This window comes from Butyrivibrio fibrisolvens (assembly GCF_037113525.1).
In the GTDB taxonomy this organism is placed as follows: domain Bacteria; phylum Bacillota; class Clostridia; order Lachnospirales; family Lachnospiraceae; genus Butyrivibrio; species Butyrivibrio fibrisolvens.
In genome coordinates this window covers 214,961-231,387 of sequence record NZ_CP146963.1, presented here as the reverse complement: position 1 = coordinate 231,387, position 16,427 = coordinate 214,961, and the positions used below count along the sequence as shown (strand labels likewise).

At 40.0% G+C, this 16,427-nt stretch carries 14 protein-coding genes; 1 reads left to right on the top strand and 13 read right to left on the bottom strand.

Annotated features, from left to right (window positions below; translation table 11 throughout):
- Positions 1-121 precede the first annotated feature (121 nt).
- The 10 genes from WAA20_RS00885 to argF all read right to left on the bottom strand — a co-directional run bounded on the left by WAA20_RS00885 (position 122) and on the right by argF (position 10,197).
- Positions 122-541 carry a DUF6608 family protein gene (locus tag WAA20_RS00885; protein WP_073388685.1) on the bottom strand — a complete coding sequence of 140 codons (420 nt, stop codon included), beginning with the start codon at positions 539-541 and terminating at the stop codon, positions 122-124.
- Complete coding sequence (locus WAA20_RS00880) at positions 542-997, bottom strand: LytTR family DNA-binding domain-containing protein (RefSeq protein WP_073388682.1); 456 nt, start codon at positions 995-997, stop codon at positions 542-544.
- A 99-nt stretch (positions 998-1,096) separates the two neighbouring features.
- Positions 1,097-1,807: a hypothetical protein gene (locus tag WAA20_RS00875; protein WP_073388680.1), complete on the bottom strand. Its 711-nt coding sequence runs from the start codon at positions 1,805-1,807 to the stop codon at positions 1,097-1,099.
- Between the two features lie 459 nt (positions 1,808-2,266).
- The gene (gene lysS / locus WAA20_RS00870) at positions 2,267-4,282 is read right to left on the bottom strand and encodes a lysine--tRNA ligase (protein ID WP_073388679.1); all 2,016 of its coding nucleotides are present in this window, start codon (positions 4,280-4,282) and stop codon (positions 2,267-2,269) included.
- Between the two features lie 176 nt (positions 4,283-4,458).
- Complete coding sequence (greA, locus tag WAA20_RS00865) at positions 4,459-4,944, bottom strand: transcription elongation factor GreA (RefSeq protein ID WP_073388677.1); 486 nt, start codon at positions 4,942-4,944, stop codon at positions 4,459-4,461.
- Positions 4,945-5,166: 222 nt separating this feature from the next.
- Entirely contained in the window at positions 5,167-6,147 is a 981-nt protein-coding gene (gene dusB, locus WAA20_RS00860) for a tRNA dihydrouridine synthase DusB (protein ID WP_073388675.1), read from the bottom strand.
- Between the two features lie 246 nt (positions 6,148-6,393).
- Entirely contained in the window at positions 6,394-6,987 is a 594-nt protein-coding gene (locus WAA20_RS00855; protein ID WP_330393658.1) for a DUF6145 family protein, read from the bottom strand.
- Between the two features lie 110 nt (positions 6,988-7,097).
- Positions 7,098-7,907, bottom strand: a complete 810-nt coding sequence (locus WAA20_RS00850; RefSeq protein WP_073388758.1) for a type III pantothenate kinase — start codon at positions 7,905-7,907, stop codon at positions 7,098-7,100.
- 120 nt (positions 7,908-8,027) lie between these two features.
- Positions 8,028-8,828, bottom strand: coding sequence for a biotin--[acetyl-CoA-carboxylase] ligase (locus tag WAA20_RS00845; protein ID WP_073388674.1), 801 nt, complete (start codon positions 8,826-8,828; stop codon positions 8,028-8,030).
- A gap of 385 nt (positions 8,829-9,213) precedes the next feature.
- Entirely contained in the window at positions 9,214-10,197 is a 984-nt protein-coding gene (gene argF / locus WAA20_RS00840; protein WP_073388756.1) for an ornithine carbamoyltransferase, read from the bottom strand.
- Positions 10,198-10,540: 343 nt separating this feature from the next.
- Here argF and WAA20_RS00835 point away from each other — a divergent pair, with 343 nt between their 5' ends.
- Entirely contained in the window at positions 10,541-11,398 is an 858-nt protein-coding gene (locus tag WAA20_RS00835) for an Rgg/GadR/MutR family transcriptional regulator (protein WP_073388673.1), read from the top strand.
- Between the two features lie 551 nt (positions 11,399-11,949).
- On the opposite strand, the gene WAA20_RS00830 is transcribed toward WAA20_RS00835, so the two are convergent.
- The 3 genes from WAA20_RS00830 to WAA20_RS00820 all read right to left on the bottom strand — a co-directional run bounded on the left by WAA20_RS00830 (position 11,950) and on the right by WAA20_RS00820 (position 16,420).
- Positions 11,950-13,710, bottom strand: coding sequence for a hypothetical protein (locus tag WAA20_RS00830; RefSeq protein WP_073388920.1), 1,761 nt, complete (start codon positions 13,708-13,710; stop codon positions 11,950-11,952).
- A gap of 298 nt (positions 13,711-14,008) precedes the next feature.
- The gene (locus WAA20_RS00825; protein WP_073388918.1) at positions 14,009-15,238 is read right to left on the bottom strand and encodes an MFS transporter; all 1,230 of its coding nucleotides are present in this window, start codon (positions 15,236-15,238) and stop codon (positions 14,009-14,011) included.
- Between the two features lie 246 nt (positions 15,239-15,484).
- A complete protein-coding gene (locus tag WAA20_RS00820) occupies positions 15,485-16,420 on the bottom strand; it encodes an SPFH domain-containing protein (RefSeq protein ID WP_073388917.1) in 936 nt (311 codons plus the stop codon).
- Between the last annotated feature and the right edge of the window lie 7 nt (positions 16,421-16,427).

The following is a 16,427-nucleotide window of genomic DNA, read 5'->3' as shown; positions in this document are numbered from 1 at the left end:
TCATGTAATATAGTAAAAACTTCCCAGTTGTTTTGAAGAGATAATATAGTGTATCTGAAAGATTTCGTCAAAATCTTCGAACAGCACCATTACTCTCGCCAAAACAACTGGGAAGTTATATTTAATCAAGCTTTGAAAAAATATCATTAGCCTTTTTTATCTGCATGAAATAGCTTATATAATATGCAGCCGCTCCGATCACATAAGGGATAGTGACTGAGATGAACATATCCTTGTAAGCAGAGGGAGCCATATCCGTAAAGTTGCCGGCAATCCATATCAGGGCAAAAATGACTCCTATCAGGAAGATATACTGTCCTATCACAACGGGAATAAAAGGAAAGCGCTGGAGATAATAATGCATTGCCAGAACAAATGTAGCCAGTACGCATACTCCAAGGCATGTAAATATATTTTCAGTATAAAACCGATCCGTAAATCCGATCATCTTCTCAAAAAGGAGCTTTCCGCATACGATCAATGTAAAGCTTACACATACAACAGATAAAAAATTATGTCTGTCTATTATCTTCATAGTCATTTATCCCTTCTTTCCCTGGAGCATGTTAAGAGCCTTGTAGAATTCAGCTCTGTAGCCTCTGTTCATTACAAGGCACTCATCATTTTTAAGGTATATCAGGGTTCTCATATTCAGGTCACCCTGAAGCTTTTTTATCTTATAAAGGTTTACGATCGAGGACTTGCTGATCCTAACAAAGCCTGCGTTTGAATAATCATCTATTATTCCCTGCAGGGTCTCTTTGACTTCTATACAGGTATCCTTTGTATATCCAAAGGTCTTCCTGTCTACGGTCTCGAAGTAAAACATGTCAGAAAGCGGGACAGTAACCCTTTTTTCATCCAACGTTCCTTCTATATATTTAAGAGCAGATCGTAATCTATCAAGGACTCCAATCGTCTCATCATCAACTTCATCATAGTGAAGTTCCAAATAATTCTCGGTTAAAAATTCTTCCTTTGTCTTAATCAGTTTCATCTCAAACCCAACACCACGTTTTGTAATAGTTTCATCATTACATCCTGTCCGGAATCCCTTACCCTTTAATTACGAAAACGCCGGTAACTATCGTAGTCTTTACAGGATGAACATAATGCAGAGGAAGAGGTAAGTCAGCTTAATGTTTCTGTTTGTAAGAAGATATGCACCGCCAAATACAAATCCACCAATTGCTGTATAGATACCCATACCAAGAGATCCCTTTGTGAACCAGTGTCCAAGACCCCAGGTAAGTGCTACCAGAATTCCTCCATATGGAATCTTATCATTTTTGAACCATTTTTCAAATGCATACTGTCCGAATACGATGATAAGAAGTACCATAACAACTTCAACCAGATAATACATATACTGGAATGGGAAAAGAATACCACGATGCATAAACTCTCTTACAACCTTACTGCCGTCCCAGTCGATCCATGTAGAGATCAGACAAAAAACTGTTCCTGTAATAAGAAGTCCCCACTGAAGCACTGACATTTCTTTTGCTCCCTTAACAAGACTGTTTTCTTTGAAATTCTTGTAGAGATCTACTTCTGACTTTTTAGCTGCTTCTCTTACAACATACCAGATTCCAAAGATCCATACGCCGCATGTTAAAAACCAGTGCAGTACTGTCTGAAATTTTGTGTAATCCTTGAAATCTGAGTAGCCATATAAATTAAACTCAATAACGTAAGCAAGTAAAAGTTCAAATCCGATAAATGCAAATATCTCAAGTCCGTAACTAAGAAAATCAAGTCCCTGGAAAAATCTGTTTTTGTTTTTTGTAAGTGTAAGTGTCTTCATTTGTGTGCTCCTTTTTTGTTTTTTATGAGATATATTTTTATGTCATTCATTTATTGGATGTAAACTGACAAGTTCAGAAATGCTTTGTTCATGAATGATTTCTGTGTCGTTCGTTTACAGGATGTAAACTGACATGTTCAGAAATACAGGGATGTATTTCTATGTCATCTCCATCTGATAGACATAGGTTATCTCAGAAGAAGCCTACCTACAATGCTTTAGGTACTAAGTTGCAATCAGGGATGTTTAAGTTGCAATTAATACTCTGATCTCCCTATTAACACGGTCTTTTCAGTCTGATAAAAAAGCTATTTGCATACAAAAAACGCCGGTACCCACTACTATGGATACCGACGCAATCTTATTATTACTATAGGATGTAGTAAGTACATGTCCAGAAATATGGAGTTCTAGAAGAAACTCCTATGCACTTCCATGTACTAATTACAGGACGCTCAATTAGTATAACTTTGCACCTGCAGGAATGTGGTTATCAACCATGAGAAGGTGGAGCTTCTCTTCTCCTTCTTCTGTGTGTACAGCTGAAAGGAGCATTCCGTTAGACTCAATTCCCATCATTGCACGAGGAGGAAGATTTGTAATAGCGATAAGTGTCTTACCTACAAGTTCTTCCGGCTCATAATATGCATGAATACCTGAAAGGATTGTTCTATCCTTTCCTGTTCCGTCATCAAGTGTGAACTGAAGGAGCTTCTTGCTCTTAGCTACAGCTTCACAAGCCTTAACCTTAACTGCTCTGAAGTCTGACTTTGAGAATGTCTCGAAATCAACATCTTCTTCGAACATAGGCTCTACATTAACCTTTGAGAAATCGATCTTGTTGTTAGGTGTAAAGAAACCTGTTGACTCCTCAGCAGCTTCTGCAGCCTTTCTTGCACTTGGATCAAGTGACTTAAGTGCAGGCCAGAGAAGTACGTCACGAATGCTAGGTGCATTTGTAAGGAGCATGCAAAGTCTGTCTATACCGTAACCGATACCACCTGTCGGAGGCATACCGATCTCCATAGCGTTAAGGAAGTCTTCATCAGTGTGGTTAGCTTCTTCGTCACCAGCTGCTGCAAGAGCATCCTGAGCCTTGAAACGCTCTCTCTGATCGATAGGATCGTTAAGCTCTGAATAAGCGTTACACATTTCCCAACCATTGATGTAGAGCTCGAAACGCTCAACCTTGGAAGGATCTGAAGGCTTTCTCTTTGTAAGAGGTGAGATCTCAACAGGGTGATCCATGATGAATGTAGGCTGGATCATCTTGTCTTCACAGAACTCTTCGAAGAAGAGGTTAAGGATATCACCCTTTGTATCATGACCAGGCTCGATCTCAAGTCCTTTTTCCTTAGCAAGAGCTATAGCAGCTTCTGCGGACTCGATAGTCTCGAAATCAACACCTGCATATTCTTTAACAGCATCTGACATAGTAAGTCTCTTGAAAGGCTTACCAAGGTCGATGACCTTATCACCATATGTGATCTGAGTTGTGCCACATACAGTCTCTGCAAGATATCTGAACATGGACTCTGTAAGTTCCATCATTCCTTCATAATCTGTATATGCCTGATAGAGCTCCATAAGTGTGAACTCAGGATTGTGACGAGGATCTGTTCCTTCGTTACGGAATACACGACCAATCTCGTATACTCTTTCCATTCCACCTACGATAAGTCTCTTAAGGTAAAGCTCAAGAGAGATACGAAGCTTTCTGTCTTCTCCGAGTGCGTTGTAGTGTGTGATGAATGGTCTTGCTGCAGCACCACCTGCATTTTCAACAAGCATAGGTGTCTCAACTTCCATGAAATCACGTCCTGATAAGAAGTTACGGATCTCGCGAAGGATAGCTGATCTCTTCTTGAATGTCTCTTTAACTTCCTCATTCATTACAAGGTCAACGTATCTCTGTCTGTATCTTGTCTCTGTATCTGTAAGGCCATGGAACTTCTCAGGAAGTGGCATAAGAGACTTGGAAAGAAGAGTAAGCTCGAATGCATGAACTGAAAGCTCACCAGTCTTAGTCTTGAAAACAAAACCCTTGATTCCTACGATATCACCGATATCCATACGCTTGAACTCAGCATATGCTTCATCGCCAAGGTCGTTACGTGATACATATACCTGCATACGTCCGTCTCTATCCTGGATATTGCAGAAAGATGCCTTACCCATTACACGCTTGGACATCATACGGCCTGCGATTGATACGATCTTCTCTGCAGGAACAGACTCTCTTGAAGGAGTGATTGTTCTTCCATCTTCTCCAACTTCAAGAACTGTCTCAAGTTTTTCAACATTATCACGGATTTCCTGTGTGTGATGTGTCTGATCGTATTTAACTATCTGGAAAGGATCCTTACCGGCATCCTGTAATTCCTTAAGCTTATCACGTCTTACCTGACGAAGCCTTCCTACGTCCTGCTCTTCTGCGGGCGCTGCGCCCTTGTTCTGCTGATTGTTATCTGCCATTTCTTACCTCACTTTATTTACGCAACAAAAGTCCTGTGCATAACACAGGACCTTCTTTTTGAGTCATCCATTCCCAAACACAAGTCTTAGAATCCGCAGCCAATGCGATTTCTAACAGTATTCAGGAAGTCATACACTATTATTAGCTAAACACTTAGCCGCTTACAGGATATAACTTAAGCGATCTGAGGGCGCTCGATCTCAAGAACTTTGAACTTGAGAACGCCAACCTGAGTCTCAACCTTAACTGTCTGGTTCTTCTTAGCTCCGATAAGAGCCTTACCAACAGGAGACTCGTTAGAGATCTTACCCTTAAGTGAATCAGCTTCTGAAGATCCTACAATCTTATAAACAACTTCTTCATCAAGCTCCATATCTTTAACTTTGACTTTGCAGCCGATGGAGATCTTATCAAGATCAACTTCTTCTTCAACTACAACTTCTGCATTTTTGAGAATCTTCTCAAGCTCTTCGATTCTAGCTTCGATATCACGCTGCTCATCTTTAGCTGCATCATACTCAGCGTTCTCAGAAAGGTCACCCTGCTCACGAGCTTCTTTGATCTTCTCTGCAACTTCTTTTCTCTTAACTACCTTAAGATTCTCGAGCTCGTCCTCGTATCTCTTCAGGCCTTCGTAAGTTAAAATCTTCTTCTCATCCATGGTCTGCATCCGCCTCCTAAAAATCTTTATTTAAAACATTATTCTTGTCAAATTTCGTTTAAGCAGTATAGAACTCGATATATTCTACATTAATATATTTCAAAACGCAATAGGGATAATCCCAAATCTTGTTAATGTTCACCTGTCTATCAGTGTGTAATTGTTATAACATAGTTTTCCTGAATCAATGATTCCAAAATATAATAATGTATAATTCTATTTTTATTCTGCTAAAAAGACGTCTCTGCAAGCTTTTCTAAGACTGTCCATATCTTCCATAGCATTAACAGCATCGCGAAGCTTTGCGGAATTGGGATATCCTGTCGTATACCACGAAACATGCTTTCGCATCTCTCTTATTCCGATATACTCACCCTTGTACTGAAGCTGAAGGTCCGCATGTCTCATGATCATATCATATACTTCATGTTTGGTTGGACGATCAGGAATCTCTTCTCCCTTAAGGCCTGCGGCTATCTCTCTGAATATCCAGGGATTACCCTGAGCAGCTCTTGCAACCATTATGCCATCGCATCCGGTCTCATCGATCATCCTCTTTGCAGATTCAGAATCTACGATATCACCGTTACCTATAACAGGTATATCAAGCGCCTCTTTAACTTTTGCAATGATGCTCCAGTCAGCTTTACCGCTATAATACTGCTCTCTGGTACGACCATGAACAGCAACCGCGTCTGCACCCCCTGCCTGGGCAGCAAGTGCGCACTCTACTGCGTTGACACGTTTATCGGTAAATCCTTTTCGTATCTTAACAGTTACAGGACGATCCGTTACGCTTTTTACACTTCTGACAAGCTCTTCTATTAATGAAGGATTCTTCATAAGAGCAGAACCTTCTCCATTAGATACAACCTTGGGAACAGGACATCCCATATTGATATCAAGAATGTCAAAAGGCCTGCCAGATATCATCTCTGCTGCCTTAGCAAGCGTATCAGGTTCCGAACCAAAAAGCTGGAGTGATACAGGATGCTCACCTTCATGGATTTCCATAAGGTCCCCTGTTTTCTTGTTCTTGTATGTAATGGCCTTACCTGACACCATTTCCATACACACAAGACCAGCCCCCTGCTCATGGCAAAGCAAACGAAATGGCAGGTCTGAAACACCTGCCATAGGGCCAAGGATTATATTATTAGGAATCGTTACGCTGCCAATCTGCAGCTCGTGATAATATTTCATCAAACAAACCTCTTGGTTCAACATTGATGGAATTACAGGATGTAGTTAGTACCTGTTTTGAAGTACATGGATGTACTTCAAGGTCGGGAACTACAGGACGTAGTTACGACATGTTTAGAAGTTCATGGATGAACTTCTATGTCGGGAACTTAGTAACATCAATGTTCGGAGTTAATCGAAGATTAACGCCCAACCTCATGATTCGACTGCAAGGAGAATCTAATGAGTTGAGCGTAGCTCAACTCATTAGTCCTCATCATCCGTTTCATCTTCATTAAGAAGCTCTGATATATCATGATGAAGCACTATAACTTTGTAATATGTTTCAAGTGCCTTGAAAAGATCCTGACGCTGTCTTCTTATCTCTCCAATAAGAAGTCCTGCACTTACTTCATCATAAGTGATATCTTCTTCGTCGGCATTAGTCTCCATCGTAATGGTTCCGTCTTCTTCAAATTCAATAGTAAAGACGCCGCCGGCATTCTGTGTATAGAGAACACAGATAATACGAAGCTCTTTCTGGATACTCTCAGGTACCTTACGGAAAAGAGGATTGAAGTAATACTTCTCTTCGTAAGCATTGGCACCGCAAAGGACGATCCTTCCACTTGCAGATACAGAACCAAGCATTCCATCTTCAGTAACGATATCTATAGTCTGAACCTCTTCACCTGTCTTTGCATTTATAACCTTACCGGTTTCCTTATTGATGATAAGATGCTGAGGCTCTCTCTTCTGACCTTCAAGGGTCTCTGAATGAATCTCTTCATCTACCTGATCAGGAGCCATACCGTCCTTATTTTCTTTTATCTCATTGTTATCAAAATCTTTATTACTCATATCCCAACCTCATGATTCTACTGTAAGGAGAATCTAATGGTTCGTAATTGATGGAATTTTATTCCATCAATTCGTGGAGTTAATCGAAGATTAACTCCCAACCTCATGCACTAATTTGCATTATCCTCATAATCGCTTTCCTTGGGCTGAACTTTTCTGTTCTTTTCATAAAGAATTCTAAGTCCCTCAAGTGTAAGCGCAGGATTATACTCATCAATCTCCGGTATATCGTCCACCAGCATTCTTCCAAGTCCGCCTGTAGCTACAACTTTCATGTTTGTAAGACCGGACTCCTCTTTCATGCGGCTTATTATATACTTGGTCTGACCGATTTGTCCATACATGAGACCAGCCTGCATACTTGAAATAGTTTCTTTAGCCAGTATTGATGAAGGTTTCCTTATCTCAATCTCAGGAAGCTTGGCAGTATCCTGCCAAAGAGCCTTGGCTGAAATTCTGATTCCCGGTGAAATAACACCTGTAAAGAATTCGCCCTTTTCATTAATGATCTCATAAGTTGTTGCTGTTCCAAAGTCAATGACCATGACAGGGCCGCCGTAAAGCTCAAATCCCGCAACAGCATCTACTATAAGATCCGGGCCTATCTCCTTGGGATTTTCTGTAGTTATCTTGATACCCGTCTTGATCCCGGGACCTACTATGTAAGGCCTTATGCCCAGATATTTGATAAGCGCTGATACAAATGCATGCATTACCTGAGGCACAACGCTGGCTACTATGATGCCTTCGATATCTTCTTTCTCAATACCATTAGCACCCAGCATAGCGATAAGCTCTATTCCGTACTCATCAGAAGTATGTGTATTCTGAGACATCATGCGGAAAGTAGCGATCTGCTTCTTGCCTTCGAAAACTCCGAATGTAAAATTTGTATTTCCTATATCTACTACAAGTACCAGTTTATTCTTCATGATAACTCGTCTCCTTTTATATTATCTTCAGATAGTATGGTAAAAGATTTATCATCAACATGTCCAGAATTGCATTAATGTAATTCAATATCACATTTACAGAACCGCTCAGACATACCCATACAATCCACGCACAGACACTTCGCCTGAATTTATAACGACTCTGCTTCCATCCTCTTTTTCCACAATAAGTTCACCCGTGTCCGTTATACCAAGCGCCGTTCCCTGATACTCACCATTAGGATCAAGCACTTTCACCGGTTTATCCTTATTAATGAGACGCTCTTCATAGTCATTTTTCAGAAGCTTCAGATTTTCATTCTCAATGAAAAGATCATAGTCTATTTCAAAAGCATTCATGACCTGAGCAATGACCTCATTCCTATCATACTCTTTACCTGTCTGTGTGAAAAGAGACCCAGCCATGTCTGCAATTTCAGGTGCAAACTCTTCCTGATTAACATTGATCCCAACACCTATAACAACATCACACTTACCATCATGCAGATACATCTCCGTAAGTATACCGCACAACTTATGCTTATCAAGAACTATATCATTAGGCCACTTAATAGAAACCTTCTGCCCGCAAACCTTCTCAATCCCCTGCGCAAGTGCAAGCCCCATTACAAGAGTAAGCATAGGCGCCTTAGCAGGATCAGACTCCGGATGCAAAAGAAGACTCATAGCTACATTCTTCTCTTTAGGCGTATGCCAATACCTTCCATTCCTCCCCCGCCCCTTAGTCTGCTCATCTGCAACAATAAGTGTCCCATGAGCTTCACCATTAAGCCCTGCCATCTTTGCATCATCATTAGTAGACCCAGTTTCCTTCTTCACATAAAGATTTCGCCCTGCCCACTTTGTATTAAGCAATTCTTTAATCTTGCCTTCTGTCATTTCCTGCATCCTAGACCTCTTATATACACAACGCTATTGGGAATCTGATAAAAGCCTTTTCATCATCTCTCTACCAATTCCTCCTTAATTATACGCAATAATCACTCCTACGCAACTTCACTCATTATCAACATTTCCAACGTAGTAAATAAATACACAGCCAAATAATTGAGATAATTAAGAATGAGACACTACACAAACTATTACAATAACTGAGAATCAGGACAATAAAAAATAAAATCATTAGCCGATTTTGAAAATAACCTTGCTTTTTCTTAGGGTCTTAAACGCTGAAGTATAGCATGTCCACATAAGCGTTTAAGACCCTTAGAAAAATCAAGGTTATTTTCACCTGAGGCTAACGATTTTATTTTTTATTGTCCTGCGGCACAGCTTAAATAGTCGCGTACATCACCGCCTTGATCGTGTGCATTCTGTTTTCGGCTTCCTGAAACACAAGAGACTGCTCAGATTCAAAGACTTCATCCGTAACTTCCATTTCATCAAGACCATATTTTTCCTTGATCTTCTGACCCATCTTAGTATTCAGGTCATGATATGAAGGAAGACAGTGCATAAATACCGCCTTATCACCAGCATTCTTCATAACATCACTTGTAACTGCGTATGGAGAAAGGTCTTTGATTCGCTCTTCCCATACCTCTTCAGGCTCACCCATTGAAACCCAGATGTCAGTTGCAATAACGTCAGCTCCCTTAGTTCCTTCCATAACATCTTCTGAAAAATCTATTACCGCTCCGGTCTCTTTTGCAATCTCAAGGCATGTATCAATGAGCTTTTGATCCGGATAATATTTCTTATTGGAAACAGCAGTAAAATGCATTCCCATCTTTGCACATGCAACCATCAGAGAGTTACCTGTATTGTATCTTGCATCGCCAAGATAGCACAGGTGAATTCCCTTAAGATGTCCGAAGTGCTCTTTGATAGTAAGAAGGTCTGCAAGCATCTGTGTTGGATGGAATTCATTAGTAAGGCCGTTCCATACAGGCACCTTGGAATACTTGGCAAGAGTCTCAACTATCTCCTGATCAAAACCTCTATACTCGATTCCGTCATACATGCTGGCAAGTACTCTTGCTGTATCAGCAATACTTTCCTTATGACCGATCTGTGAACCTGTAGGCTCAAGGTAAGTCGAACCCATTCCAAGATCATGAGCTGCAACTTCAAAAGAGCATCTTGTACGAGTTGATGTCTTCTCAAAAATAAGGGCAACATTCTTGGTTGGATACTCGTTATGAGGAATACCCTTTTTCTTTTTATCCTTAAAATCTGCTGCTAAATCTAATAAATATTCAATCTCCTCGGGAGTAAAATCCAAAAGTTTCAAAAAATCCCTGCCATGTAAGTTAATCTCTGCCATAACCGCTATTCCTTTCATCTCTAAAAGCCAAATCGTTTGTAAGATATTAAAGATTATAATGCATAATTATACTTTTAACAACCCCATACATGTATATTTATTTATAAAATATGCAAAAGATCACACCTTTGTTTTTCTCATGATCGATAAATTATCAAAACCTGATTTTACGCCGTATATAATATATTATGAGGTAGATGTCAAAAGTTACTTTTGACACCATATGACTACCGGATTGTTCCGTTTCTTTGAAACTCAAACTATCCAATCTACAAAAGCTGTAACCTCGAAATCTATTACTATGACCAAAATCACATAAATGCAGGAGATTTTTATGAAAAGTCTTTCAGAAATAGGAAGAACCTTTCGTGAACTTAGAATCAATAATCACATAAGCCTTAAACAGGCCTCAGATGAAAACGTGTCCATGTCACAACTGTCTCGTTTTGAAAGAGGGCAGGCAGATCTGTCTATATCAAAATTTATATCGGCCCTTAAAAATATACAGACAGAACCCGGTGAATTCTTCAGCGCTCTTAACGACCATCAAAAGTCAGAAACAATCGAATTCATGTCTAAATTATCTAAGCTTGAGTATGAAAGAGATATAGAAGGATTCAGAAGTTTATATAAAGAACAAAAAGAGAAATATTGCAGCAATCCATCTGTATACCAATACCATTTGAATATGATCCTGGCACAGAGTTTTATCTGTAAATGTGACAGAAGCATTCCTTTTCCAAAGGAATATGAACGTGAAATTGCAGACTACCTCTTCGTAACAGATGAATGGAATATCTATGAACTGATACTGATCGGCAACATCTACATGTTCATAGACATCCCCCTTCTACATAAGATGGGCACAGAAGTTTTAGACAAAGTCACAAAAACAGGCGCCAACAAAAACCTTGCAACTATAGTGCTATTAAACATCTTCGAAACCTGTGTCTATAGAAACAACAAAGATGTCGCCACCTACTATAAAGACAACATACCGGCTCTAATTTCCGATGAAACCAAACTATATGAGCGAAACCTCTACCACTTCTTACTAGGCATGTATACATACAAATGGGAAGATAAAACCAGAGGCAAAGAAATCATGGAAGAAGCAATCAAAATCTACGACTACCTAGGCTGCATAAATCTAGCAAAAAACTACCGCCAAGACATGACTGATTATATATAATGAGGTAGGTGTCAAAAGTTCCTTTTGACACCATATGACTAACGGATTGTTCCGTTTCTTCGAAACTCTCACAATCCTAAAACATTCGCAAATCCGCACTACGTGCTACTTTGCTCATGTTTTGCGGGTCATAAATTCATATTCGATTTCGAGCAAGCTCGAATCGAAATGACTTTTGACCCTTACGTCATATAATAACTTAAAACTCCCATTCAGGCGGCGTGGTATCATTGAAGACTTTGCATATGTGACCAAGCTCACAGACTGACAGAATATAAGTCATTGCCACACTTTTTAATTGTTTTGCTAAATTCATGAGCGTAACAGATGGAGTTTTTTATTCTTCCCAGGGTCCACCTGTCTGAGCGTAGCGAGTTTGGACCCTAGAATAAAAAGCTCCAGATATTGCGCCATGAATTTCAAAACAATTATAAGCGTGGCAATGACTTATATTCTGTCAGCCTGTGAGCTTGGTCACATATGCAAAGTCTTCAATGATACCACACCGCCTAGGCGAAGCTAAAGTCAATAACATAGCCAAAGGCAGTGGATCATCTCCACTGCCCGTTTTCGTAGTCAAGTATCTTGGAAGTCTGACCGGGACTGATGATAGAATCTCCAGCCTCATTGATAACACATTTCATACCGGGGAATCCGTTAAGATAAGCGGTTATGATGTTGTGTACATGCACTCCCTCTATGTCCGGAACCTCCATTGCACAGTACATAGGAATAGAATTATCTCTATTGTATAGGTATACACCCAGACCTGCCGCATAGAAAGATGTAACATCATCAGAAACCTTGAAGGAAGCATACCCGAATCTTTTCCCATCAGGACTTATCCACTGTCCCTTGTCAGGAACATCATATGGAACCTCACTTTGATACATGATGCAGGTTCCGCCGTTACCGTTCCACAGCGTCTGATATCCGTTAAAGTGCTCTACCATCAGAGCATACATAGTGACATTGTCGCCGTTTATGATGATACCGTTCTCGCAGGTATTACGATCCCAGCCAACATTGTCACCATGGTCGGCTCTCCATACCCAGAGATTATCACCTACTGTATTATCAAGATCTACAGTGATGCATGCCTTGGTCTTACAAGGTCTGTCTGATGGAATACCGCCCACTCTAAAGTACATATCGCATAGAAGGGATGGCTTTGCACTATCCTTAGCGCCCAGATGTACCAGATTATCAGATTCACTTGTACCTGCATCTACAAGAAGTCCTGCAAGCATCAGATCATCAGCATTATCCGATACGATGCATTCATTTCCGTTTGCGGATCTAAGCGTTGCAAGGCCCATTCCAAGAAGGATAGTCCCTGAATTTTGAATATTAAGAGCCTTATCAAGTTTATATATTCCAGGAGTGAAAATAATATTTTTGCCCTCAGAAAGAGCCTTGTTTATGGTATCTGCATTATCTGTTTTTTCTTTTGCAATATAAAAATCACTAATAGGAAGAACCTTGCCCTCATTAGTATCCTGCTGCCAGCCATAAGATGCGCTGTCGTTCTTCCAATCAGGCACATAGACTCCAAAGCCGTCCTTGTCATCATATACAAGGAATGGCTTTTCTCTAACCACTTTTGTAGTATCTACTACGGTATAAGCAGCTTCAGGCCATGTCTTATCCGGCACTCCAGAAGCCTTGTCACCAGCCATTACAATGTTCCAGTTCTGACCTGTCCAGCCTTTATAGCTGTTATTCCTGGACAGCCACTGCTGCTGACTTCCGGAATCCACTATCCCTTCAATTCTGGAATCTGCAAGAAATCCTCCACTTGCCCAGCCATATTCATCATGAAGAGTAAGGTTCCCATCTACCTGAACTCTTCTCATACCAGTTGCCTGAGACACAGCCCACACTACATCTGACGTGATCTCAACATTCTCAATGCTTCGCCAGAAATTACAAGTTGCGTTATGATTAGAAGGGTCATCCGAAAGCCACCTTGCATAAGTATTGATAGCAGATATCTTAGTATCTGTAGGAAGCATGCCAAGTCCTGCTATCTGAGTATAAAAGCCTGCACTTGTAGATACCTCATAGGATCCGGGCATAAAATATATGGCATAGCGCGCATCATCAAACTGCGCTGTCTCCTGCTTTTCATATATCTTATCAAGAGTTTCCTGCACTTTAGACATATCATCTTCCGGAGAAAAAATATAAACGTTATCTCCAAAGATGTCTGTGTGGAAATCTTTAATCTTAACTTTACTTTTTCCGCATCCAACAGCAATCCCAATAAGTGCCACAAGTCCTATAAATAACAAGTATCTCTTTTTTATCATGAGTGCATTCCCCCTGCATATACCGCTATACCAAAGTCTTCCTACTGATATTGCCTTCCTGCACATCGACACGCCAACTTCCACGATAGCTACAGTCTTATTATGTAGAAAACTTTGGTGTACTAAAAATATAGCTTTATTTTTCTTATATAAAGAATATAGAAAATGCTTACTCCGAAAAAGGTTTCATTTTATACCATGGTGTTCTTTTTATTACAAATCAAACTCCCCCATACTAAGAATTTCATATATTTGCAGACTTACTGCTTAGACGGTGCAGTTTATTATATCTTCGCCATTATCCATTTCTTCTTTCGATAGCCTTTAATATGAAAATGCTCATAAGTGACAAGATCACTATGCCGCCTCCAACAATTGCAAAGCTTCCCACACTCTTAGCATTTACAAAAGCTGAAAAAGAAAATGATCCTACCGGCATGAACAGTACTGCTACTGTAAAAATAATGCTAAACACCCTTCCAAGGAAGTTCTCATCAACAGATACCTGAACATGTGACATAAGTATAATATTGAAAACCGTAAGCGCTATACCAAAGAGTGCAAAAGGAACAAGGCACAGATACATATTCTGCGTCAAAGCAAGACACGGCTCACAAAGCATCGCTATACCCGTTCCTGACAAGAACAGTATCATGATATAAACATTATCCTTGAACCTGTCAGCAACTTTAGAGATAACTACAGATCCAAGTATCCCTCCTACAGCTTCCATGGCAAGGGCTTTACTATAGAAATTATCGAAGATACCCTTGTACATCACATCCGTATATGGAAGTAGCAAATTGTATCCTGCCAGGAAGAAATTAACAAGAGCTGATAGTATCACCAAAAAGAAGATCTGCTTCTTGCTTACAAGATACTTTATTCCTTCGATTATATCTGTAAAAACATTATTACTGCTCTTACCTTTGGGCAGCGCATCCGTAACTCTTACAAGACAGCATTCAAGAAGTGCTGATACCAAAAATGTCATAGCATCAAACAAAAGAGCTCCCCTTGTTCCTATAAGAGCTACAAGCCCTACACTTAGTATTGGGCCTGTAATACCTATGATCTCGCTTCCTGCATGAGCTATAGAGTTAAAAAAGCCTATACGATCTTTGTAGATCATCTCCCTGACAAGAGATTTATAAGTTGGTGAATTAAAGGCATATACAAGGGCAAGAAGCGCATTGGCAGCTATTATAGCCATAGCCATCCTGCCGGAATCAACCAAAAAGCTAAGGACAAAGCATATAAGAGCCGCCAGTAAATCCGTTATTACGACAAGCCTTTTTCTATTGCCATTGTCAGCCTTGACACCGCCCACAAGATTGAAAATGATCTGGATTATCGTTTCTGAACTTTGGTATAAAGCCAGCACTACAGGTTTTCCGGCAAAAAAGCTAACGATACTTATACTATTAGCATAGTCGAATACAATATTGCCAAATCTGGAAGTCCAGCTGCCTAGCCATAGAAGAGCTTCATTCTTTTTTATTCCCTTTTTTATTTCCTTTTCATTCATACAAAAACCTCCGCCTGCTTGATTTATGCTGAGTATAGCATTGACAGATCGGAAGCTTTTTATATTTGCATATATGCAATTTTTTATGAAACAAAAAGGTTTCAAGCCAAAGCCTGAAACCTTTTATCAATATCAATATTATTCTTTATATGGAATCATCTTTACATTCCAATATGATAATTCTCGGAATGATCTTTATATCCCAATCTAATCATTTCTTAGAATGATCTTTTTATTCCAGTCTAATTATTTCTTGGAATCATCCTTAACGATTTCCTTGAAGGATGTTGCAAGGCCGGCAAGACCCTGGACCTCTGAAGGGATGATGATCTTTGTAGCATTACCGTTAGCAGCTTTTTCAAGTGCTTCAAGAGACTTGATAGTAAGAACTGCATCATCAGCGCCAGCTTCCTTGATCATGCGGATACCTTCTGCATTAGCAGACTGTACGGCACGGATAGCTTCTGCTCTACCTTCAGCTTCACGGATTTCTTTTTCCTTCTGAGCTTCAGCAGCAAGGATTGTAGCCTGCTTCTTTGCTTCAGCTTCAAGGATCTGAGACTCTTTTTTACCTTCTGCAACAAGAATTGTAGACTTCTTCTCACCTTCTGCACGGAGGATAGCTTCACGTCTTTCACGTTCTGCCTTCATCTGCTTCTCCATTGCATCTCTGATAGCTACAGGAGGATTGATGTTCTTAAGCTCTACTCTTGTAACCTTGATGCCCCATGGATCTGTTGCGATATCAAGAAGTGATCTCATCTGAGTATTGATAGTCTCACGGCTTGTAAGTGTCTGGTCAAGTTCCATATCACCGATGATGTTACGAAGAGTTGTTGCTGTAAGAGTCTCAATAGCCATGATAGGATTCTCAACACGATATGTGTAAAGCTTAGGATCTGTGATCATGAAGAATACTACTGAGTCGATCTGCATTGTAACGTTATCTTTAGTGATAACAGGCTGAGGCGGGAAGTCACATACCTGCTCTTTTAAGTTAACTCTCTTTGCAACTCTGTCAAAGAAAGGTACCAGGAAATGTATTCCGGCTTTCCATGTAGTTCTGTATGTACCAAGATTTTCAATAACATATTCATATGACTGTGGTACGATCTTAACGCATGATGCGAAAAGAATGACAATGATAACTAGAATTACCATGATAATAATTGCGATATCCATTATTCTC